Origin of the sequence: Escherichia sp. WS33 (assembly GCF_046486385.1) — a bacterium.
Classification (GTDB): Bacteria; Pseudomonadota; Gammaproteobacteria; order Enterobacterales; family Enterobacteriaceae; genus ECMA0423.
On the sequence record NZ_JBJQLJ010000001.1, the window covers coordinates 102,520 to 121,971 of the forward strand.

A 19,452-nucleotide genomic window follows, 5' to 3' on the forward strand; every position below is an offset into this window, starting at 1 on the left:
CATCTCGCAGGAACCGTACACCATGCCAGTGTTACACAACCGCATTTCCAACGACGCGCTAAAAGCCAAAATGTTGGCTGAGAGCGAACCGCGAACCACCATTTCGTTTTACAAGTATTTCCACATCGCCGATCCTAAGGCGACCCGTGACGCTTTATATCAGCTGTTTACCGCGCTGAATGTTTTTGGGCGAGTGTATCTGGCGCATGAGGGCATTAACGCGCAAATCAGCGTACCTGCGAGCAATGTTGAAACATTTCGCGCGCAGCTCTATGCCTTCGACCCGGCTTTAGAGGGTTTACGCCTGAATATCGCGTTGGATGATGACGGGAAATCCTTCTGGGTACTGCGCATGAAGGTACGCGATCGCATTGTTGCCGACGGTATTGACGATCCTCACTTTGATGCCAGCAATGTTGGTGAGTATCTGCAAGCGGCGGAAGTGAACGCCATGCTTGACGATCCCGATGCACTATTTATCGACATGCGTAACCACTATGAGTATGAAGTGGGGCACTTTGAAAACGCGCTCGAAATTCCGGCAGATACCTTCCGTGAGCAGCTGCCAAAAGCAGTCGAGATGATGCAGGCACATAAAGATAAAAAAATCGTCATGTACTGCACCGGCGGCATTCGTTGTGAAAAGGCCAGTGCCTGGATGAAACATAACGGATTCAACAAAGTCTGGCATATCGAGGGCGGAATTATTGAATACGCCCGTAAGGCGCGCGAGCAGGGCTTGCCGGTGCGTTTTATTGGCAAAAATTTTGTTTTTGACGAGCGGATGGGCGAACGTATATCGGATGAGATTATCGCGCATTGCCACCAGTGCGGCGCGCCGTGCGACAGCCATACCAACTGTAAAAATGATGGCTGCCACCTGCTGTTTATTCAGTGTCCAGTATGCGCGGAAAAATACAAAGGTTGTTGTAGTGAGATTTGCTGCGAAGAAAGCGCGTTACCGCCAGAAGAACAGCGACGCCGTCGGGCAGGACGTGAAAATGGCAATAAGATCTTTAATAAGTCTCGTGGACGTCTGAATACAACACTGGGCATTCCTGATCCAACAGAATAAATATCATTGCCGGATGCGTGCCATCCGGCAACATTTCACGCTTACTTCTGCTGTACGCCTTCCACTGAAATAATCAGATCCACTTCCTGAGAAGCTGGACCTAAATCTGTCTTGATATTGAAGTCCTTGAGCTTAATTTTGCCTTCGGCCTCGAAGCCTGCACGTTTACCACCCCATGGGTCGTCGCCCTGACCAATTAATTTCGCTTCCAGCGTGACGGGTTTGGTTACGCCATTCAGCGTCAGATCGCCGGTAATATCCAGTTCGTCACCGTCTTTCTTCACGCTGGTGGAGGTGAATGTTGCCTGTGGATATTTTGCGGTATTAAGGAAATCTGCACTGCGAAGATGTTTATCGCGTTCGGCGTGATTAGTATCGACGCTGGTGGTGTTAATTGTCACATTCACTTTATCGGCAGCCGGATTTTTTTCGTCAAAGGTAAAAGTACCGTCGAAATCTTTAAAGGTGCCGTATAACCAGCTATAGCCAAGGTGCTGGATGCGGAAATTAACAAAGGCGTGCTGACCTTCTTTGTCAATTTTGTAATCGGCGGCAACCGCTGAACCGGCAGAGAACATCAGGGACGCGAAGGTTAAACCAAGCAGGCTTTTTTTCATTTTTTATACTCCATAGTCAGATGACGACTTTCCCAGCATGCGCTTCAGAGTGTCGTCTTTATCGATGAAATGATGCTTCAGGGCCATAAATCCGTGCATAACGGACAGTACTACGACGCTCCACGCGAGCCAAAAATGCAGGGCACCGGCAAAGTCTGCCTGTGCGCCAGCGTCGGCAAGGGTCGCGGGGACGTCAAACCAGCCAAAAACGCTGATCGGTTTACCATCGGCAGTTGAGATCAGATAGCCGCTGATGCCGATGGCGAACAGCAATAGGTACAATGCGAGATGTCCAGCTTTTGCGGCAAGACGAGTCATGGGCGAATAACTCGGCAGCGGACCCGGCGGTGGAGATATGACACGCCACAGAACGCGAATAACCAGCCCCATCATTAACAAAATACCGATGCTTTTATGCAGTTCGGGTGCTTTGTGATACCAGCCATCGTAATAACTGAGCGTGACCATCCACAGACCTAAAGCAAACATGCCGTAGACAATAATTGCGCTTAGCCAATGGAAGGCCGCAGATATAACACCATAGCGTTCAGGGGTATTTGTGAATGACATAAGTGCATCCAAAACGAATTTGCGAGAGAAAGAAAATGGCGTGTCGGAGAATGAATTGCAACACAAAAATAACAAATTGAATGATATTTATTTTTATTTCAATAATTTTGAATTAATAATGAAAGAATCTTCATAAGTTTAGTGGGTTCAGCATCAGAGATGTCTGGTGAGTGCTGTAGAAGCAGGAATAATCTCATTCAATTTTTCACGCTAAATGAAAGGGAGATTAAATATTTGTCAGTTTATGTCAGTGCGGAAAACTAAAAATAAAACACATAGATCAGATCCATAATTGCCAACAATCCCCAGAGAAAAAGATAAAGCATCAGATGCTCGCGAATATTATTGATGAGATAGTGCAACAGCCGACGCATTAAATACTCCTGTAAAAACGGCCTCATTCTGGAGGCCGTAATGATGATTATTGGAAGCGGGAAAGCCTGAATGGCGTTAAATCAAAATCGCTTTTTTTGTCTTGCGCAAAATCGGCAGCTATTTCCCCTAAAACTGACGCAAATTTAAAACCGTGCCCACTCAGGCCGGTAATGAACAGTGTATTATCGTGGTCGGGTAGGGTATCGATAATAAAATCTTCGTCAGGCGAATTATCATAGGTGCAGGCAGCGCCGTACAGGCAGCAACCGATACCCGGCAATACATTGCGCAAGAACGGGAAGGCTTCCGAACCATCGCTGACCACTTCCGCAAACGGAACACGTTCATCCGCTGAATGGATAACCTGGCCTCCGTTATGTTTGCCAATCTTCAACGCGTCGTTTTCTGCCGGAAAACCATAATATTGATCGCCATTGGGCAGTTCACCGGTAAACGCCGGGAATTTATTCTTCACGCTATAGCGACCATCGGCCTGATACCAGGCAAATACTTTGCGTACGGGCTGGACAGGCAGCTCCGGGAGCAGGTCTTTTACCCATGTTCCCGCGCAGACAATCGCTTTTTTCGCCTGATACTCTCCGTCAGCCGTTTCAATAGTTACGCCATCATCGTCATGACGAATTGCGGTGACCGGGCAGTTGAACAGCTGCGCACAGCCCGCTTCCTTCGCCAGTTGGATCCAGGTTTTAATCGCCAGTTCGCTGCGCAAAAAACCGGAATCAGTCTCAAATAAGCCGATGTAGTTGTCCGGGACGCGTATTTCTGGCCAGCGGGCCATAATCCCTTGCGCGTCGAGCTTTTCGACGTTGAGTTGCCACTGTTCGGCGCTGTGGGCGACGTTGGCGAGAAATGCGGAGTCAGCCGGGCCGAGGTTAATGACACCAGAGCGTACAAAAATGGGATCATCTTCGTTGTGGCGGGAAAGTTCATCCCACAGCGTTTGCGCGCGGAGGACCAACGGGACATACTTTTCGCCTTCACCATAAGCATGGCGAATTAATCGCGTATCGCCGTGGTGGCTGCCGTGTTGATGCGGTGGCATATGGGCGTCGGTCATTAGCACGTTTAAACCGGCGCGGGTTGCATAATACCCGGCGGCAGCGCCTACGGAACCGCTGCCAATAATGATGAGATCGTATTTCATTTTTTTCTCTCTGCTCTCATGGTTTAAGCAGAGTAATTAACTGAATGCAGATATACAACCCAGAAATGGTAAAGGCACCGGTGAGGTGCCTTTTGGGTGGATGGTCATGTCATGTTAATGACGCCGATACTCGTTTACCGGGAAATCACCGGATTCAATTTTGGCGATTCCTGCTTCTAATATCGAAATAAATTGTCTGGCAACATCAGTGGTTAACCAGAGCGTCTGACCAACTTCAGTCCCTTCCTGCTCGGACTTATTTGGGGTCTGGTAGTGCAAACGCAACATCAGCGCATCATAGCTATCAACGGTGCTGATGTCCCACCCTACGAGCGGATGAGTCTGAATGACTTCATTATTTTTTTCCATCATGGCCCCCTAATTCGTGTTACTAGACAACGTTATTCGAGGTTCAATGCGTTTTTATCTGAAGCAACTTCAGTATACCAATAAGTAAGGGTATTCACCGAATTTTTAAAGGGGGGAACAGATAAATTTCTGCTTTTAAGATTTATATGAACAATAAAACAGCATGTCATTCATATTTTTTTAGCATATTGTGCAATTATTTTGAGGAAGTGTAGAAATTTTGTACTCAAAATTTGTAAGTAAAATAAAAAAGCCGGGGCGACCCGGCAAAAACAAAAATCACTGCATATTATTCGCTGACAAACCAGTCATCGGCGCTTTCCCACGTTTCCTGGAGAATTTCGCTAATGCGCTGTTTATCTTCTTTTGTTGCGCCAATAACCGATAAATTATTCGCTGCGGCATAACGTACCGATACGTGGCCTTCATTATCAGGAAACGCATACTGAATACGGCGGGAAAGTTCGCCAGCCAGGGCGTCAATAGCCCCAGCTGGCAATGGAGAAGTTTTCGCTATGGTGACTTCAATTCGCATAATAGCCCCCTGTTGAATATACTGGTTATTTATACAGGTAAAATAACCTAATGACAACAGGAAGCTACAATTTTTATTGTTTAACGGACCAGCGTACCGTTTCCCCGGCGAGGAATGGCACCAGGGTGTCATCAGTCAGTGCGATGCTTTCAGCAACCTGTTGCTCTTCACGTACCAGTTCGATGAATGTGTCGTTGACCGGCAAGCCATAGAACTGCGGGCCGTTTACAGAACAGAATGCTTCAAAGTGCTGCAGAGCATTCATCTCTTCAAAGACGGTAGCGTAACTGCCCAGCGCGGTTGGGGCGTTGAAGCAGCCCGCGCAGCCGCAACTGCTCTCTTTGCGATGACGTGCATGTGGCGCAGAATCCGTACCGAGGAATACTCGATTAAAACCGCTGGCGACCAGTTCACGCAATGCCTGTTGGTGAATATTGCGTTTGAGGATGGGTAAACAATACAGGTGCGGACGCACGCCACCAACCAGCATATGGTTGCGGTTAAACATCAGATGCTGCGGAGTGATGGTGGCAGCCAGCCGTTCATTTCCGTCACGGACATAGTCGGCAGCATCTTTGGTGGTGATGTGCTCAAAAACGACTTTCAGCGCAGTCAGGCGCTGGCGCAGAGGTTCCATCACGCTTTCTATAAAGCGCGCTTCACGATCAAAAATGTCGATATCTGCATGTGTCACTTCACCATGCACCAGTAGCGGCATACCGATTTTTTCCATGCGCTCAAGTACCGGCATGATTGCGTCAATTGACGTCACGCCGTGGCTGGAGTTAGTGGTTGCGTTTGCCGGATAAAGTTTTGCAGCGGTGAACACGCCTTCGTTAAATCCGCGCTCCAGCTCATTAGGATCCAGCGAATCTGTTAAATAACAGGTCATCAATGGGGTGAAATTGTGCCCGGCAGGTACGGCATCAAGAATACGTTGGCGATACGCCACGGCAGCCTCAACTGTGGTCACGGGCGGAGCCAGATTGGGCATTACGATAGCCCGTCCATAAATTTCGCTGGTATACGGCACGACAGTTTTTAACATGTCGCCATCGCGGAGGTGAAGGTGCCAGTCGTCTGGGCGGCGGATCTTTAATACCTGGGATGGTGCAGTCATTAATCTCTATGCTCCGGCTGAAGGGATGTTTTTGCCGGACACAAAGGATAAGCGGAAACGTTTTCCTTTGCACGAAAAATAAAGGGCGCGAATGCGCCCTCGTCATTAATCCGTAAACGGAATGACAATTTCGCCTGGCTTCACTTCAATGCCTTTCGCCAGTTTTTTCGCCATTGCTTCGCCCTGACTGCCATCTTCGCGCAGGACGTAAGCAGGTTGCTGGTTAAAGTAATTGCGTAATGCCTGGTTCAAATAGGGAAGCAACGTTTGCATCACCGTTTGCATTTTTTCCGGTTGTACCGTCGCATCGACCACTTCCATCTCTTTCAGGAAGATCGCACCTTTTTCTTTATCAAACACGGGCAGCGCTTTCAGCTTCAGTTTCATGGTCGCTTTCTGACTACCGAACAGGGAGTTCATGTCCAGATTGGCGTCTCCGGTTAGGGTAACCTTATTCGGCTCTTCGCGACCAATTTGGCTGGTCAAGTTTGTCAGAACAATATGGGCGTCAGCCACGCCGGGTAAACCGATATCTTTTGAGAAATTATTATGTTTCGCAAGCGACTGGTTAATTTCTTGTTCGGTGATGGTGTATTGGGTGAGTTGATTACAGCCAACGAGCAGGCCACTGACGATCAATGCAGCGGCAAATAAAAACTTGTTCATGGTAGTCCTCGACATGAAATCTGCGTCAATATCCTGACACAACGCAGCATGTGTCACCAGCGATAAACTCGCCAGCAGAAAAAACTGAAAACGGCGGCAACCCGCGAATACAGGCTGCCGCGGCGGGTCAGGATTAAATCGCCATTGATGATAACAAATTGATTTGTGTCTGTTTCGCCATATTATCGCGGTAATCAGCAACGCGGCTTGGCCAGTTGATTCCGGCTACCAGCGTCAGATTACGCAGTAGCGGAAATAGCTGAATATCATCTTCCGAAAGTTCGCCATTCACGGCGTTCGGTTTGACGATCAGTTTGTCCAGCGCACGCAAATCATCGCTGATATTCTTAATCAGACCGTCAGAGTGGGCCAGCAGGTCGGCTAAATTACCCGCGCTGGCCTCTTTCTTGTCGACGAAATATTTGCGCGCGGCGGGAGTAGAAAACTCATCAAATGCCGATTTGGCAAAACGCGGCAACAGCAGTTTGTTTGCGTAGCCATTGACCTTGCGCAGCCACTCTTCAATGGCAGGGGAACGTTTGCCGGTCAGTAACGGTTTGCCGTCGAGTTTATCGACATAGTGAACGATGTCCATGCTTTCTGGCATATAGCGGCTGTCATCTTTTTGCAGAATGGGAACCTGTTTTTGACCGACCATCCGGGTGGGTGTTTCTGCGTCGTCGTTGAGCAGAACATGTAATTCGACGGGGATATTTTTCAGGCCGAAAATCATGCGGGCTTTGAGGCAGTAAGGGCAGTGATCGTAAATGTATAGCTTCACGTGACTCCTCCATTTGGCTGTCAGTTCACTTTCAGTATGGAGGAGTCAGGGGGGAGTATCAAATCAGGCGTCGCGTTCAAGCAAACGACGCGCGGCGCGTTTCTGGCTAAACTGCCAACCCAGCGCAAGGAAAGTGAAGATGCCAATAATGCCCAGCATCATCCACGGAAGCTCTGGCTGGTGCGCCGATTTGCCCAGGTCAAACAGCCAGCCACCACCGATATAACCAATAGCGCCGCCAATCGCCAGACCCAGACGGCTAAACCCCATATAGCTGCCGCGAACTCTTGCGTCCGCCAGCGAAGCACTTAAGGTTTCACGCGCAGGCTCGGCAATGATCGACCCGATATAAAACAGACAAATCAGGGTGAAAAGTTGTTGCAGGCCGCTGACCATGCCCACCGGCATCATGCTTAATGACATTATCAACAGCCCAGCCATCAACCGGTGTTCCAGACGAAAATGCTTTTCACTCCAGCGGGCGATAGGGTAGAGCAACGTTAACGACAGACACGCTTCAATGGCATACATCCATTTAACGGCAGAGGGTGCGCCAGCCACGTCGTTGACCATAATTGGCAGCATCAGCATCACTTGTACAGCCAGCATGTAGTAACCCGCCAGCGTCAGGACATAGGTGACAAAACGCTTGTCACGCATCACGCGGGTCATGCCTTCGCGAACGGGCGTGTGTACGGTGGAGAGTTTCCATGCCGGTAACAACCACGCATTGAACGCCGCACACAGCACAAACAAAACGGCCCCTGTGGCGCAGACCAGGCGAAAGTCGTATTGCAACAGCCAGCTCCCCAACAATGCGCCAATGACCGCACCGGCACTGTCCTGCATCATCAACAGCGAGAAAAAACGACCACGTTGTTGTGGACGGATTAGTTTCACCACCAGCGCCGAACGCGGCGGATCAAACAACGTGCCGCCGAGTCCCGAGAGCAGGCATGAAAACCACAATAGCCACGGTTCGTGGGCGATACCCATTGTGGCGAATCCGGCGGCGCGCATCAGCATACCGGTAACAATCATCGGTTTGGCACCAAAGCGGTCGGCAATTGCGCCGCCGAAAATACCCAGACCTTGCTGAATAAACTGGCGTAGACCGAGAGCAATACCGACCATGACGGCGGCCCAGCCCATTTGATCAACGAAGCGGATAGAGATCAGCGGGAAGACAACAAAGAACCCCAGCACGACCAGCATATTATCGATGAGCAGGAAATATTTACCCAGGTTCCTCGCCTGCGATACGCGGGACATTTCCCCTCCCGGGAAATAAAAGATGAGCACTTTCTATTCTGCATTGCCGCTAAGACTTTTCCCATCACTTCGGGGACAATATTTTTTTATCAAAACGTCGCTTTGATAGAGAGTTTTTATCAAATATGTGAATAATGCAGAAAATGGCATTTTGGACTTTTCACAGGGTCTGGTTGCGCAGGTATAGTAATACTTACAGCGTATTAAAGACGTTACGGGAAGGAGTAGGTATAGAATGTTTGGCTATCGCAGTAACGTGCCAAAAGTGCGCTTAACCACAGACCGACTGGTCGTGCGTCTGGTGCATGATCGTGATGCCTGGCGTCTTGCGGATTATTACGCAGAGAATCGCCATTTCCTCAAGCCCTGGGAGCCAGTGCGCGACGAAAGCCACTGTTATCCATCAGGCTGGCAGGCCAGGCTGGGGATGATTAACGAATTTCATAAACAAGGTTCAGCTTTCTACTTTGGCTTATTCGACCCGGACGAAAAAGAGATTATTGGCGTTGCCAATTTTTCCAATGTTGTTCGTGGCTCTTTTCATGCCTGCTATCTCGGTTATTCGATTGGGCAAAAATGGCAGGGCAAAGGACTCATGTTTGAAGCCCTGACCGCAGCCATTCGTTATATGCAGCGCACCCAACATATTCATCGCATTATGGCTAATTATATGCCGCACAATAAACGCAGCGGTGATTTACTGGCGCGACTGGGTTTTGAAAAAGAAGGCTATGCGAAAGACTATCTGTTGATTGATGGACAATGGCGCGATCACGTACTGACGGCATTAACTACCCCAGACTGGACGCCCGGCCGCTAAGGAGAATCTCATGAAATATCAACTTACTGCCCTTGAAGCTCGCGTGATTGGTTGCTTGCTGGAAAAGCAGGTGACCACGCCGGAGCAATACCCGCTCTCAGTCAATGGTGTAGTCACGGCCTGTAATCAGAAAACGAACCGTGAACCGGTCATGAATCTGAGTGAATCCGAAGTGCAGGAACAGCTGGATAATCTGGTCAAACGTCATTATCTACGCACAGTGAGCGGTTTTGGTAATCGGGTCACCAAATATGAGCAACGTTTTTGTAATTCAGAATTTGGCGATCTGAAACTGAGCGCAGCGGAAGTGGCGTTAATCACCACGTTGTTATTGCGTGGTGCCCAGACGCCAGGTGAACTGCGCAGCCGCGCCGCGCGAATGTATGAATTCAGCGATATGGCGGAAGTGGAGTCGACGCTGGAACAACTGGCAAATCGCGAAGATGGTCCTTTTGTGGTGCGTCTGGCCCGCGAACCGGGTAAACGCGAAAGCCGCTACATGCATCTTTTCAGTGGTGAGGTTGAAGATCAGCCGGCGGTGACGGATATGTCGAACGCGGTTGATGGTGATTTACAGGCCCGCGTCGAAGCCCTGGAAATCGAAGTGGCAGAACTGAAACAGCGTCTTGATTCGTTGCTGGCCCATCTGGGAGATTAAAGTGAAAAAATTACGTATCGGCGTAGTGGGATTAGGTGGCATTGCGCAAAAAGCGTGGTTACCGGTGCTGGCGGCAGCGTTTGACTGGACGTTACAAGGAGCCTGGTCGCCTACGCGCGCGAAAGCCCTGCCAATTTGTGAAAGCTGGCGCATTCCTTATGCCGATTCGTTATCCAGCCTTGCCGCCAGTTGCGATGCGGTTTTTGTGCATTCCAGCACCGCCAGCCACTTTGACGTGGTCAGTACGTTACTCAATGCGGGTGTACATGTCTGTGTCGATAAACCGCTGGCAGAAAATCTGCGCGATGCTGAACGGCTGGTGGAACTGGCGGCGCGTAAAAAACTGACGTTGATGGTCGGTTTTAACCGTCGTTTCGCACCACTCTACGGTGAGTTAAAAACGCAACTCGCTACCGCAGCTTCGCTAAGAATGGATAAACATCGTAGCAATAGTGTCGGGCCACACGATCTTTATTTCACGTTGCTGGATGATTATCTGCATGTGGTGGATACCGCGCTGTGGTTGTCGGGCGGCAAAGCCTCTCTGGATGGCGGTACGCTACTGACTAACGACGCTGGCGAAATGCTGTTTGCCGAGCACCATTTTTCGGCCGGTCCTTTGCAGATCACCACCTGTATGCATCGCCGTGCCGGAAGTCAGCGTGAAACCGTGCAGGCCGTGACTGACGGTGCGCTCATCGACATTACGGATATGCGCGAATGGCGTGAGGAGCGCGGGCAGGGCGTAGTGCATAAACCGATTCCTGGTTGGCAGAGCACTCTTGAACAACGTGGATTTGTCGGCTGTGCGCGGCACTTCATTGAATGTGTGCAAAATCAGACAGTTCCGCAAACCGCCGGCGAACAGGCCGTGCTGGCGCAACGTATCGTTGACAAGATCTGGCGCGATGCGATGAGTGAATAAACCCTGTAACATCTGGCGGTAGCAATTCACCATAATCCAGGTAGACTATTCGCCTCTTTCAGCGCCTGCCTTGCAGGCGTTTTGCCCGTGGGTCTGGATTAGAACACCGATGAATTTATTAAAATCGCTGGCCGCCGTCAGCTCGATGACCATGTTTTCGCGTGTGCTTGGCTTCGCACGAGACGCAATTGTCGCCAGAATCTTTGGCGCAGGGATGGCAACCGACGCCTTTTTCGTCGCTTTTAAACTTCCTAACTTGTTACGCCGTATCTTTGCCGAAGGGGCATTTTCCCAGGCATTTGTACCGATTCTGGCGGAATATAAAAGTAAGCAGGGTGAAGACGCCACGCGGGTCTTTGTCTCTTATGTTTCTGGCCTGCTGACACTCGCGCTGGCGGTTGTGACGGTCGCTGGCATGCTCGCCGCACCGTGGGTGATCATGGTGACCGCGCCAGGCTTCGCTGACACAGCTGACAAATTTGCCCTGACCAGCCAGCTACTAAAGATTACCTTTCCCTATATCTTGCTGATCTCCCTGGCGTCGCTGGTGGGAGCGATTCTGAATACGTGGAACCGCTTCTCGATTCCGGCGTTTGCGCCAACACTGCTTAACATCAGCATGATTGGTTTCGCGCTGTTTGCCGCACCGTACTTTAACCCACCGGTGCTGGCGCTGGCGTGGGCTGTTACGGTCGGCGGCATCCTGCAGCTGGTGTATCAGCTACCGCACCTGAAGAAGATCGGCATGCTGGTCCTGCCGCGCATTAACTTCCACGATGCCGGAGCAATGCGCGTGGTGAAACAGATGGGACCGGCGATCCTTGGCGTCTCTGTGAGCCAGATCTCCTTAATCATCAACACCATTTTTGCCTCGTTTCTTGCTTCCGGTTCGGTGTCTTGGATGTATTACGCCGACCGCTTAATGGAGTTTCCGTCCGGTGTGCTGGGCGTGGCGCTTGGCACCATTTTGCTGCCGTCGCTGTCGAAAAGTTTTGCCAGTGGCAATCATGATGAATACAACCGTTTGATGGACTGGGGGTTGCGTCTTTGTTTCCTGTTGGCGCTGCCGAGTGCGGTTGCGTTGGGCATTCTTTCAGGTCCGTTAACCGTTTCGCTGTTCCAGTACGGTAAATTTACCGCGTTTGATGCGCTGATGACCCAGCGGGCGTTAATTGCCTACTCGGTGGGTTTGATTGGCCTGATTGTAGTGAAAGTGTTGGCTCCTGGCTTTTATTCCCGCCAGGACATTAAAACGCCAGTGAAAATTGCCATCGTTACGCTGATTTTAACGCAATTGATGAACCTGGCGTTTATTGGTCCGTTGAAACATGCCGGGCTGTCACTTTCTATTGGTCTGGCGGCGTGTCTGAATGCTTCGCTGCTTTACTGGCAGTTGCGTAAGCAGAAAATCTTTACTCCGCAACCCGGCTGGATGGCGTTTCTGTTGCGTCTGGTGGTGGCGGTACTGGTGATGTCTGGCGTGCTTTTAGGTATGTTACATATCATGCCGGAGTGGTCATTGGGTACCATGCCCTGGCGCTTACTGCGTTTAATGGCGGTCGTGCTGGCGGGGATTGCCGCGTACTTCGCTGCACTGGCGGTACTGGGCTTCAAAGTTAAAGAATTTGCCCGCCGGACGGTGTAACAATGCATTCCGGCCTGCAGTGCAGGCCGGAGATAATATTCAGATCGAAATCTTTTTACCGCCGCGATGGGTTGTTGAGGTCTGACCGTTCGCCCCATATAGCGTCGGTTCCTGATGCGGTTTCAACATTTCCAGCGCCTGTTGATTGCGCTCAATCTGTCCTTCCAGTAACCAGCCGTTATGTTGATTCATTTGGCGTAGTTGCTGCGTTTTCACAGTAATTTCCTGCCAGCGTTGACTAATATCAACGCTATTTGCTGTATTGGGTTCTTTCTTGCGTAACTGTTCGAGGTAATCCAGCGTCGCCAGCAGTGAGCTTTTTTGTTCTGTAATCCATTGCAACTGGCTGCCGTTGATCTGCCCCATAGAGAGATGTTGCTGCTCTTGAACCATTACCGTTTTGAGATCGTTAAGCACAGCGGACATCTGGTCGAGGATCTCTGCAAGACGTGTCATACGCTCAGTTACTCTGCAAGTCTTGCTGCGCTTCGTTGATCAGCGCATCGGCAATTTTGCCGGTGTCCATTTTTAGTTCACCGTTACGAATCGCCAGTTTTAACGCTTCGACACGTTCAAGATTGATATCACTGCTGCCGGGTTGCATCAGTTTTGCTTGCGCGTCGCTTAACGTCACACTGGTGCTGGTGGAGGCGGTTGTTTTTGCCGCCCGGCTGTTCGTTACCGGCGCGTCAGTGGTTTCGCGCGGTTGAACGGTGCTTACAGGCTTCAGAGGCGAAGTGCGATCAATACTCATGGTTTATTCCTCATTGAGGGCGCTTTTATCATGTGTTGCTTATTTATCGGCAAGGGACGGGTAATCTTTAACAGCTTACAGGTTTATAAGAATATTCCCATCTGCATCAACAACGCCGCTGACTACCTGTCCCGATACCATGCGCACCCGCGCATTCTGTGCGACGGCTGCATTGTTCAGCGCCTGACCTTCTGCGTTGGCGCTAAACCCATCACCGCTGGCGATCACATTGACGCGTTGTCCCGCTTTTACCCGCCATGCCTGGCGAAACTGGGTTAACTGGATAGGTTGATCGGGTGATAGATCGCGCAGGCTAATGGCATCAACAAGTTGATTGATATCCAGCACCGTACGCGGTGGCAGGGTATCCAGCCGTCCGCGTTTTAGTTTGACATTGCCAGCTTCCAGCTTTCCTCCCCGCACAATGGGCATCGCGGCAACCACATAATTTCCTGTGGCCTGCACATTAACCTGTAAATATCGTTTGTCGTTACCGCAGCGTGCCAACACATTCACATTGCCCCACAGGCGGGAATTATTGCTCATCGAAAGCAATGGCTGCTCGCATGGCGGTAGTAGATTGGGCGCTGTACGAATAGAAACACGAACCTCATCACTTACCCCCGCGAGTTGGGCGCTAAAAAAGTTGTGCAATTGCGATGTGAGATTGCTCGCCGTACTTAACGGACTGAACAGTATCGCGATGATCGCCACGCTACGTTTTATTGTCAGCATTTTCGCCCCCAGCCATTTCTACAACGTGAATTGTACCTGTCCGCAATGACCATCAACGGCATAAATAGCGACCCATTTTGCGTTTATTCCGCCGATAACGCGCGCGTAAAGGCATTTAAGCTGATGGCAGAATTTTGATACCTGCGGAGGAGATATGCTCGATAAGCTCGACGCCGCCTTACGTTTTCAACAAGAGGCGCTCAATCTGCGCGCCCAGCGTCAGGAAGTGCTGGCAGCAAACATCGCCAATGCCGATACCCCTGGTTATCAGGCGCGCGATATCGATTTTGCCAGTGAACTTAAAAAAGTCATGCAACGTGGACGGGATGCAACCAGTGTGGTTGCACTGACGATGACCTCAACGCAACACATCCCGGCGCAGGCGCTGACGCCTCCTACCGCAGAACTGCAATACCGTATTCCGGACCAGCCTTCGCTTGACGGTAATACCGTCGATATGGATCGCGAACGCACCCAGTTTGCCGATAACAGCCTGCAATACCAGATGAGCCTTAGCGCGTTGAGCGGGCAAATCAAAGGCATGATGAACGTTTTACAGAGCGGAAATTAACGGATGGCACTGCTGAATATTTTTGATATCGCCGGGTCGGCGTTAACTGCCCAGTCCCAGCGCCTGAACGTGGCGGCCAGTAATCTGGCAAATGCTGATAGCGTGACCGGTCCTGATGGACAGCCATATCGGGCAAAACAGGTGGTATTCCAGGTTAACGCTGCACCAGGTGCTGCGACAGGCGGCGTAAAGGTTGCCGATGTTATAGAAAGTCAGGCCCCGGACAAACTGGTTTATGAACCGGGTAATCCGCTGGCAGATGCAAAGGGCTACGTAAAAATGCCGAACGTTGATGTCGTCGGGGAGATGGTTAACACCATGTCGGCGTCACGCAGCTATCAGGCCAACGTTGAAGTGCTCAACACGGTGAAAAGCATGATGCTGAAAACCCTTACGCTCGGTCAATAAAGGAGAAAGCTATGTCCATTGCGGTAACCACCACCGATCCGACAAATACCGGCGTCAGTACCACCAGCAGTAGTTCGCTCACGGGCAGCAACGCCGCAGATTTACAAAGCAGTTTTCTGACTTTGCTGGTGGCGCAGCTGAAAAACCAGGACCCGACCAATCCAATGGAAAACAACGAGCTGACGTCGCAATTGGCACAAATCAGCACGGTCAGCGGGATTGAAAAACTCAATACCACACTCGGATCTATTTCCGGACAGATTGATAACAGCCAGTCGTTACAGGCCAGTAACCTGATCGGTCACGGCGTGATGATCCCCGGCACCACTGTTCTTGCGGGAACCGGCAGTGAAGAAGGAGCTGTGACCACGACCACGCCGTTTGGTGTTGAGCTGCAACAGGCGGCAGACAAAGTTACGGCCACCATCACCGATAAAAATGGTGCGGTTGTGCGCACCATTGATATTGGTGAACTGACCGCCGGAGTTCACAGTTTCACCTGGGACGGTACGTTGACTGACGGCAGCACTGCGCCGAACGGTTCTTACAATGTAGCGATTAGCGCCAGTAACGGTGGTACACAACTGGTTGCCCAGCCGCTGCAGTTTGCTCTGGTGCAGGGTGTGATCCGCGGCAACAGCGGTAATACGCTGGATCTCGGCACTTACGGCACCACCACCCTCGACGAAGTACGGCAGATAATTTAAGCCTTCACATTTCAGGAGTCAGTCATGGCCTTTTCTCAAGCGGTTAGCGGATTAAACGCTGCCGCCACCAACCTCGATGTTATTGGCAACAATATCGCCAACTCCGCCACCTACGGCTTTAAATCAGGCACGGCCTCTTTTGCCGATATGTTTGCCGGTTCGAAAGTGGGACTGGGGGTAAAAGTTGCCGGTATCACTCAGGACTTTACCGATGGCACGACCACCAACACCGGGCGAGGTCTGGACGTTGCTATCAGCCAGAACGGTTTTTTCCGTCTGGTAGACAGCAACGGTTCGGTGTTCTACAGCCGTAACGGACAATTTAAGCTGGATGAAAACCGTAACCTGGTGAATATGCAAGGTTTACAGCTGACGGGTTACCCGGCAACCGGTACGCCGCCGACTATTCAGCAAGGGGCGAATCCGACCAATATTTCGATCCCGAATACCCTGATGGCAGCGAAAACTACCACCACGGCATCGATGCAGATCAACCTGAATTCCAGTGATCCGCTTCCTACTGTTACGCCATTCAGCGCCAGCAATGCGGATAGCTATAACAAAAAAGGTTCGGTGACTGTTTTCGATAGTCAGGGTAATGCTCATGACATGAGCGTGTACTTTGTGAAGACCGGGGATAATAACTGGCAGGTCTACACCCAGGATAGCAGTGATCCAACAGGTACAGCCGAGCCTGCAATGAAGCTGGTGTTTAATGCCAATGGCGTTCTGACCTCAAATCCAACAGAGAATATTACCACTGGCGCAATTAACGGCGCAGATCCCGCCACGTTTAGCCTGAGCTTCCTCAACTCCATGCAGCAAAATACCGGCGCTAACAATATTGTGGCAACCACCCAGAATGGCTACAAACCGGGCGATCTGGTGAGTTATCAAATCAATGATGACGGTACGGTTGTCGGCAACTATTCCAACGAACAAACACAACTGCTGGGGCAGATTGTACTGGCGAACTTTGCCAACAACGAAGGTCTGGCATCCGAAGGCGACAACGTCTGGTCTGCGACGCAATCTTCTGGCGTGGCGCTGTTGGGGACAGCCGGGACGGGCAACTTTGGCACCCTGACCAACGGTGCGTTGGAAGCGTCCAACGTCGATCTCAGTAAAGAACTGGTCAATATGATCGTTGCCCAGCGTAACTATCAGTCTAACGCCCAGACCATCAAAACCCAGGACCAGATCCTCAACACGCTGGTTAACTTACGCTAATCGCTGACGGGATAGCTCAATGGATCACGCAATTTATACCGCGATGGGAGCAGCCAGCCAGACGCTGAATCAACAGGCGGTAACCGCCAGTAATCTGGCCAATGCCTCAACGCCCGGTTTTCGCGCACAGTTAAACGCCTTGCGTGCAGTGCCGGTGGAAGGGCTTTCACTGCCTACGCGCACGCTGGTAACGGCGTCAACACCGGGTGCAGACATGACGCCCGGCAAGATGGATTACACCTCGCGCCCGCTGGACGTTGCGTTGCAGCAGGATGGCTGGCTGGCCGTGCAGACCGCTGACGGCAGCGAAGGGTATACGCGTAATGGCAGCATTCAGGTTGATCCCACCGGGCAACTGACAATTCAGGGGCATCCGGTGATAGGCGAGGCGGGGCCAATTGCTGTGCCGGAAGGGGCGGAAATCACTATTGCTGCCGATGGCACAATCTCGGCGCTCAATCCGGGCGATCCGGCAAATACGGTTGCGCCAGTGGGGCGTCTGAAACTGGTGAAAGCCACGGGCAGCGAAGTGCAGCGCGGTGACGACGGCATTTTTCGTTTAAGCGCAGAAACCCAGGCCACGCGTGGGCCGGTACTGCAGGCAGATCCAACCTTGCGTGTGATGTCGGGGGTTCTGGAAGGCAGTAACGTCAATGCCGTTGCGGCAATGAGCGACATGATTGCCAGCGCGCGGCGTTTTGAAATGCAGATGAAGGTGATCAGCAGCGTCGATGATAACGCAGGCCGTGCCAACCAACTGCTGTCGATGAGTTAATTGAACGATTGATGACATTGCAATAAAAGCGCGCGGACTATTCCCTCGCCCCTTTGGGGAGAGGGTTAGGGTGAGGGGAAATTCACACTGTCGCGTGCTTCTGCTCTGCTTGTCACTAATCCACTACAGGACATTTTATGATCAGTTCATTATGGATCGCCAAAACGGGCCTTGACGCCCAGCAAACCAATATGGACGTCATTGCCAACAACCTGGCAAACGTCAGTACTAACGGTTTTAAGCGTCAGCGCGCGGTGTTTGAAGATCTGCTTTATCAAACCATTCGCCAGCCGGGGGCACAGTCTTCCGAACAAACCACCTTACCCTCCGGATTACAAATCGGCACGGGGGTACGCCCGGTCGCCACTGAACGCTTACACAGCCAGGGAAACCTGTCGCAGACCAACAACAGCAAAGATGTCGCGATTAAAGGGCAGGGCTTTTTCCAGGTGATGTTGCCAGATGGTTCATCAGCCTATACCCGTGACGGCTCTTTCCAGGTGGATCAGAACGGGCAGCTGGTGACGGCTGGTGGTTTTCAGGTGCAGCCAGCGATCACCATTCCGGCGAATGCGTTAAGTATCACCATCGGTCGTGATGGCGTGGTCAGCGTAACCCAACAAGGCCAGGCAGCTCCGGTTCAGGTTGGGCAGCTCAATCTCACCACCTTTATGAATGACACCGGGCTGGAGAGCATTGGCGAAAACCTCTACACCGAAACGCAATCCTCTGGTGCACCGAACGAAAGCACGCCGGGCCTGAACGGCGCGGGACTGCTGTATCAAGGGTATGTTGAAACGTCTAACGTCAACGTGGCGGAAGAACTGGTCAATATGATTCAGGTGCAACGCGCTTACGAAATCAACAGTAAAGCGGTGTCCACCACCGATCAGATGCTGCAAAAACTGACGCAACTCTAAGGCTTAACCGGTGGCAGGTTCACCGGTTTACTGATTTTTGAAGATGATAGCCATGCAAAAAAACGCTGCGCATACTTATGCCATTTCCAGCTTGTTGGTGCTTTCACTAACCGGCTGCGCCTGGATACCCTCCACGCCGCTGGTGCAGGGGGCGACCAGTGCACAACCGGTTCCCGGTCCGACGCCCGTCGCCAACGGTTCTATTTTCCAGTCTGCTCAGCCGATTAACTATGGCTATCAACCGCTGTTTGAAGATCGTCGACCACGCAATATTGGCGATACGCTGACCATCGTGTTGCAGGAGAACGTCAGCGCCAGCAAAAGCTCCTCTGCGAATGCCAGCCGTGACGGTAAAACTAATTTTGGCTTTGATACTGTGCCGCGCTATTTGCAGGGGCTGTTTGGTAACGCTCGTGCCGATGTCGAAGCCTCCGGTGGTAACACGTTCAACGGAAAGGGCGGGGCCAATGCCAGCAATACCTTTAGCGGCACGTTGACGGTGACGGTTGACCAGGTACTGGTCAACGGCAACCTGCATGTGGTGGGTGAAAAACAGATTGCCATTAATCAGGGTACCGAATTTATTCGCTTCTCTGGCGTGGTTAATCCACGCACTATCAGCGGCAGCAATACCGTACCGTCTACTCAGGTGGCGGATGCGCGCATTGAATACGTAGGCAATGGCTACATTAACGAAGCGCAAAATATGGGCTGGTTGCAGCGTTTCTTCCTTAACCTGTCGCCAATGTAAGTGAGGCT

At 51.2% G+C, this 19,452-nt stretch carries 25 protein-coding genes; 12 read left to right on the top strand and 13 right to left on the bottom strand.

Annotated elements, in window-relative coordinates:
- Window positions 1-22: 22 nt before the first annotated feature.
- Complete coding sequence (locus ACJHXA_RS00525; RefSeq protein ID WP_001144616.1) at window positions 23-1,075, top strand: rhodanese-related sulfurtransferase; 1,053 nt, start codon at window positions 23-25, stop codon at window positions 1,073-1,075.
- Between the two features lie 41 nt (window positions 1,076-1,116).
- Here ACJHXA_RS00525 and ACJHXA_RS00530 read toward each other — a convergent pair whose 3' ends face one another.
- The 10 genes from ACJHXA_RS00530 to mdtH all read right to left on the bottom strand — a co-directional run bounded on the left by ACJHXA_RS00530 (window position 1,117) and on the right by mdtH (window position 8,545).
- The gene (locus tag ACJHXA_RS00530; RefSeq protein WP_000749261.1) at window positions 1,117-1,692 is read right to left on the bottom strand and encodes a YceI family protein; all 576 of its coding nucleotides are present in this window, start codon (window positions 1,690-1,692) and stop codon (window positions 1,117-1,119) included.
- A gap of 3 nt (window positions 1,693-1,695) precedes the next feature.
- Window positions 1,696-2,262, bottom strand: a complete 567-nt coding sequence (locus ACJHXA_RS00535; RefSeq protein ID WP_000011108.1) for a cytochrome b — start codon at window positions 2,260-2,262, stop codon at window positions 1,696-1,698.
- A 260-nt stretch (window positions 2,263-2,522) separates the two neighbouring features.
- Window positions 2,523-2,636, bottom strand: coding sequence for a YceO family protein (locus ACJHXA_RS00540; RefSeq protein WP_001253418.1), 114 nt, complete (start codon window positions 2,634-2,636; stop codon window positions 2,523-2,525).
- 47 nt (window positions 2,637-2,683) lie between these two features.
- Complete coding sequence (gene solA / locus ACJHXA_RS00545; protein WP_000872809.1) at window positions 2,684-3,802, bottom strand: N-methyl-L-tryptophan oxidase; 1,119 nt, start codon at window positions 3,800-3,802, stop codon at window positions 2,684-2,686.
- A gap of 114 nt (window positions 3,803-3,916) precedes the next feature.
- Window positions 3,917-4,171, bottom strand: coding sequence for a biofilm formation regulator BssS (bssS, locus tag ACJHXA_RS00550; protein ID WP_000414437.1), 255 nt, complete (start codon window positions 4,169-4,171; stop codon window positions 3,917-3,919).
- 289 nt (window positions 4,172-4,460) lie between these two features.
- The gene (dinI, locus tag ACJHXA_RS00555; protein WP_001217754.1) at window positions 4,461-4,706 is read right to left on the bottom strand and encodes a DNA damage-inducible protein I; all 246 of its coding nucleotides are present in this window, start codon (window positions 4,704-4,706) and stop codon (window positions 4,461-4,463) included.
- A 73-nt stretch (window positions 4,707-4,779) separates the two neighbouring features.
- Complete coding sequence (gene pyrC, locus ACJHXA_RS00560) at window positions 4,780-5,826, bottom strand: dihydroorotase (protein ID WP_000126556.1); 1,047 nt, start codon at window positions 5,824-5,826, stop codon at window positions 4,780-4,782.
- Window positions 5,827-5,931: 105 nt separating this feature from the next.
- A complete protein-coding gene (locus ACJHXA_RS00565) occupies window positions 5,932-6,492 on the bottom strand; it encodes a lipoprotein (protein WP_001295443.1) in 561 nt (186 codons plus the stop codon).
- 133 nt (window positions 6,493-6,625) lie between these two features.
- A complete protein-coding gene (gene grxB / locus ACJHXA_RS00570; RefSeq protein WP_000780919.1) occupies window positions 6,626-7,273 on the bottom strand; it encodes a glutaredoxin 2 in 648 nt (215 codons plus the stop codon).
- A gap of 63 nt (window positions 7,274-7,336) precedes the next feature.
- Window positions 7,337-8,545, bottom strand: coding sequence for a multidrug efflux MFS transporter MdtH (gene mdtH, locus ACJHXA_RS00575; protein ID WP_000092195.1), 1,209 nt, complete (start codon window positions 8,543-8,545; stop codon window positions 7,337-7,339).
- Between the two features lie 235 nt (window positions 8,546-8,780).
- On the opposite strand from mdtH, the gene rimJ reads away from it, so the two are divergent.
- The 4 genes from rimJ to murJ all read left to right on the top strand — a co-directional run bounded on the left by rimJ (window position 8,781) and on the right by murJ (window position 12,593).
- Window positions 8,781-9,365 carry a ribosomal protein S5-alanine N-acetyltransferase gene (rimJ, locus tag ACJHXA_RS00580; RefSeq protein ID WP_000468186.1) on the top strand — a complete coding sequence of 195 codons (585 nt, stop codon included), beginning with the start codon at window positions 8,781-8,783 and terminating at the stop codon, window positions 9,363-9,365.
- Window positions 9,366-9,375: 10 nt separating this feature from the next.
- On the top strand, window positions 9,376-10,023 hold the full coding sequence (locus ACJHXA_RS00585) for a YceH family protein (RefSeq protein ID WP_000877116.1): 648 nt from the start codon (window positions 9,376-9,378) through the stop codon (window positions 10,021-10,023).
- A gap of 1 nt (window position 10,024) precedes the next feature.
- Window positions 10,025-10,948: a Gfo/Idh/MocA family protein gene (locus ACJHXA_RS00590; protein ID WP_283512247.1), complete on the top strand. Its 924-nt coding sequence runs from the start codon at window positions 10,025-10,027 to the stop codon at window positions 10,946-10,948.
- Between the two features lie 109 nt (window positions 10,949-11,057).
- Complete coding sequence (murJ, locus tag ACJHXA_RS00595) at window positions 11,058-12,593, top strand: murein biosynthesis integral membrane protein MurJ (RefSeq protein WP_001050672.1); 1,536 nt, start codon at window positions 11,058-11,060, stop codon at window positions 12,591-12,593.
- A 39-nt stretch (window positions 12,594-12,632) separates the two neighbouring features.
- Here the strand turns inward: murJ and flgN are convergent, their stop codons facing one another.
- The 3 genes from flgN to flgA all read right to left on the bottom strand — a co-directional run bounded on the left by flgN (window position 12,633) and on the right by flgA (window position 14,082).
- Window positions 12,633-13,049 (bottom strand): flagella biosynthesis chaperone FlgN, encoded by a 417-nt coding sequence (flgN, locus tag ACJHXA_RS00600; protein WP_000197369.1) that lies wholly within the window; start codon window positions 13,047-13,049, stop codon window positions 12,633-12,635.
- A gap of 4 nt (window positions 13,050-13,053) precedes the next feature.
- Window positions 13,054-13,347 carry a flagellar biosynthesis anti-sigma factor FlgM gene (gene flgM, locus ACJHXA_RS00605; protein ID WP_000020880.1) on the bottom strand — a complete coding sequence of 98 codons (294 nt, stop codon included), beginning with the start codon at window positions 13,345-13,347 and terminating at the stop codon, window positions 13,054-13,056.
- A gap of 75 nt (window positions 13,348-13,422) precedes the next feature.
- Window positions 13,423-14,082: a flagellar basal body P-ring formation chaperone FlgA gene (gene flgA / locus ACJHXA_RS00610; protein WP_000955720.1), complete on the bottom strand. Its 660-nt coding sequence runs from the start codon at window positions 14,080-14,082 to the stop codon at window positions 13,423-13,425.
- A gap of 154 nt (window positions 14,083-14,236) precedes the next feature.
- On the opposite strand from flgA, the gene flgB reads away from it, so the two are divergent.
- From flgB to flgH, 7 genes are all read left to right on the top strand, one after another.
- Window positions 14,237-14,653, top strand: a complete 417-nt coding sequence (gene flgB, locus ACJHXA_RS00615; protein WP_000884702.1) for a flagellar basal body rod protein FlgB — start codon at window positions 14,237-14,239, stop codon at window positions 14,651-14,653.
- Window positions 14,654-14,656: 3 nt separating this feature from the next.
- Window positions 14,657-15,061: a flagellar basal body rod protein FlgC gene (gene flgC, locus ACJHXA_RS00620; RefSeq protein WP_001196460.1), complete on the top strand. Its 405-nt coding sequence runs from the start codon at window positions 14,657-14,659 to the stop codon at window positions 15,059-15,061.
- Between the two features lie 11 nt (window positions 15,062-15,072).
- The gene (gene flgD, locus ACJHXA_RS00625) at window positions 15,073-15,768 is read left to right on the top strand and encodes a flagellar hook assembly protein FlgD (protein ID WP_000020486.1); all 696 of its coding nucleotides are present in this window, start codon (window positions 15,073-15,075) and stop codon (window positions 15,766-15,768) included.
- A 24-nt stretch (window positions 15,769-15,792) separates the two neighbouring features.
- Window positions 15,793-16,998: a flagellar hook protein FlgE gene (gene flgE / locus ACJHXA_RS00630; protein WP_000885878.1), complete on the top strand. Its 1,206-nt coding sequence runs from the start codon at window positions 15,793-15,795 to the stop codon at window positions 16,996-16,998.
- Between the two features lie 19 nt (window positions 16,999-17,017).
- Window positions 17,018-17,773 carry a flagellar basal-body rod protein FlgF gene (gene flgF / locus ACJHXA_RS00635; protein ID WP_000349316.1) on the top strand — a complete coding sequence of 252 codons (756 nt, stop codon included), beginning with the start codon at window positions 17,018-17,020 and terminating at the stop codon, window positions 17,771-17,773.
- Window positions 17,774-17,910: 137 nt separating this feature from the next.
- Window positions 17,911-18,693: a flagellar basal-body rod protein FlgG gene (gene flgG / locus ACJHXA_RS00640; protein ID WP_000625837.1), complete on the top strand. Its 783-nt coding sequence runs from the start codon at window positions 17,911-17,913 to the stop codon at window positions 18,691-18,693.
- A gap of 52 nt (window positions 18,694-18,745) precedes the next feature.
- Complete coding sequence (gene flgH, locus ACJHXA_RS00645) at window positions 18,746-19,444, top strand: flagellar basal body L-ring protein FlgH (RefSeq protein ID WP_001295442.1); 699 nt, start codon at window positions 18,746-18,748, stop codon at window positions 19,442-19,444.
- Window positions 19,445-19,452 lie beyond the last annotated feature (8 nt).

Coding starts and splice junctions, on each gene's coding strand:
- ACJHXA_RS00525 (WP_001144616.1), top strand. CDS start 23: ATGCCAGTGTTACACAACCGCATTTCCAACGACGCGCTAAAAGCCAAA.
- ACJHXA_RS00530 (WP_000749261.1), bottom strand. CDS start 1,692: ATGAAAAAAAGCCTGCTTGGTTTAACCTTCGCGTCCCTGATGTTCTCT.
- ACJHXA_RS00535 (WP_000011108.1), bottom strand. CDS start 2,262: ATGTCATTCACAAATACCCCTGAACGCTATGGTGTTATATCTGCGGCC.
- ACJHXA_RS00540 (WP_001253418.1), bottom strand. CDS start 2,636: ATGCGTCGGCTGTTGCACTATCTCATCAATAATATTCGCGAGCATCTG.
- solA (WP_000872809.1), bottom strand. CDS start 3,802: ATGAAATACGATCTCATCATTATTGGCAGCGGTTCCGTAGGCGCTGCC.
- bssS (WP_000414437.1), bottom strand. CDS start 4,171: ATGGAAAAAAATAATGAAGTCATTCAGACTCATCCGCTCGTAGGGTGG.
- dinI (WP_001217754.1), bottom strand. CDS start 4,706: ATGCGAATTGAAGTCACCATAGCGAAAACTTCTCCATTGCCAGCTGGG.
- pyrC (WP_000126556.1), bottom strand. CDS start 5,826: ATGACTGCACCATCCCAGGTATTAAAGATCCGCCGCCCAGACGACTGG.
- ACJHXA_RS00565 (WP_001295443.1), bottom strand. CDS start 6,492: ATGAACAAGTTTTTATTTGCCGCTGCATTGATCGTCAGTGGCCTGCTC.
- mdtH (WP_000092195.1), bottom strand. CDS start 8,545: ATGTCCCGCGTATCGCAGGCGAGGAACCTGGGTAAATATTTCCTGCTC.
- rimJ (WP_000468186.1), top strand. CDS start 8,781: ATGTTTGGCTATCGCAGTAACGTGCCAAAAGTGCGCTTAACCACAGAC.
- ACJHXA_RS00585 (WP_000877116.1), top strand. CDS start 9,376: ATGAAATATCAACTTACTGCCCTTGAAGCTCGCGTGATTGGTTGCTTG.
- murJ (WP_001050672.1), top strand. CDS start 11,058: ATGAATTTATTAAAATCGCTGGCCGCCGTCAGCTCGATGACCATGTTT.
- flgN (WP_000197369.1), bottom strand. CDS start 13,049: ATGACACGTCTTGCAGAGATCCTCGACCAGATGTCCGCTGTGCTTAAC.
- flgM (WP_000020880.1), bottom strand. CDS start 13,347: ATGAGTATTGATCGCACTTCGCCTCTGAAGCCTGTAAGCACCGTTCAA.
- flgA (WP_000955720.1), bottom strand. CDS start 14,082: ATGCTGACAATAAAACGTAGCGTGGCGATCATCGCGATACTGTTCAGT.
- flgB (WP_000884702.1), top strand. CDS start 14,237: ATGCTCGATAAGCTCGACGCCGCCTTACGTTTTCAACAAGAGGCGCTC.
- flgC (WP_001196460.1), top strand. CDS start 14,657: ATGGCACTGCTGAATATTTTTGATATCGCCGGGTCGGCGTTAACTGCC.
- flgD (WP_000020486.1), top strand. CDS start 15,073: ATGTCCATTGCGGTAACCACCACCGATCCGACAAATACCGGCGTCAGT.
- flgE (WP_000885878.1), top strand. CDS start 15,793: ATGGCCTTTTCTCAAGCGGTTAGCGGATTAAACGCTGCCGCCACCAAC.
- flgF (WP_000349316.1), top strand. CDS start 17,018: ATGGATCACGCAATTTATACCGCGATGGGAGCAGCCAGCCAGACGCTG.
- flgG (WP_000625837.1), top strand. CDS start 17,911: ATGATCAGTTCATTATGGATCGCCAAAACGGGCCTTGACGCCCAGCAA.
- flgH (WP_001295442.1), top strand. CDS start 18,746: ATGCAAAAAAACGCTGCGCATACTTATGCCATTTCCAGCTTGTTGGTG.